The following is a 724-nucleotide window of genomic DNA, read 5'->3' as shown; positions in this document are numbered from 1 at the left end:
TGTTTAGCACCTTATTTGCGTAAGTTTGGTAAGTTTACCGTTCCTGATTTCATCGGTGATCGCTATTACTCGCAAACTGCGCGAACGGTAGCTGTTATCTGTGCAATTCTCGTATCCTTTACCTACATAGCAGGCCAAATGCGTGGCGTAGGTGTGGTATTCAGCCGGTTTTTAGAGGTTGATATTACTACGGGCGTACTGATTGGTATGGCAATGGTATATTTCTACACGCTCTTAGGCGGTATGAAAGGCATTACCTATACGCAAGTAGCGCAATATTGCATTCTAGCCTTTGCTTACACCGTGCCAGCAGTATTTATTACCATGCAAATGACCGGCCACTTCCTGCCACAAACAGGTTTTGGTGCCACATTGGCTGATGGTTCTGGGCAATACTTGCTAGAGCGCCTAGATGGTCTTTCTACGCAACTAGGTTTTGCTGAATATACCGCAGGCACGAAATCGGGTATCGATGTGTTTGCGATTACCATGGCGCTGATGGTAGGTACCGCTGGTTTACCACACGTAATTATTCGTTTCTTCACCGTTCCTAAAGTGAGTGATGCGCGTCGTTCAGGTGGTTGGGCGTTGGTATTTATCGCTGTGGTTTACACTACTGCACCAGCAATTGCTTCGATTACCAAAACCAACATCATCGGTACCATTAATGGTCCCGACCAACAAGGGGTGCTGTATGAAAATGCTCCGAGCTGGATTACCAACT

1 protein-coding gene is annotated in these 724 nt (G+C 46.4%); it reads left to right on the top strand.

Features of this window, described 5'->3' with window-relative positions:
* Positions 1 to 15 precede the first annotated feature (15 nt).
* Positions 16 to 724: VC_2705 family sodium/solute symporter (locus tag VT06_RS16925; protein WP_369796928.1), on the top strand; the 709-nt coding region annotated here is incomplete at its 3' end.

Source organism: Arsukibacterium sp. MJ3, from assembly GCF_000987765.1.
GTDB lineage: Bacteria > Pseudomonadota > Gammaproteobacteria > Enterobacterales > Alteromonadaceae > Alishewanella.
This window is presented reverse-complemented; position numbering and strand designations above follow the sequence as displayed.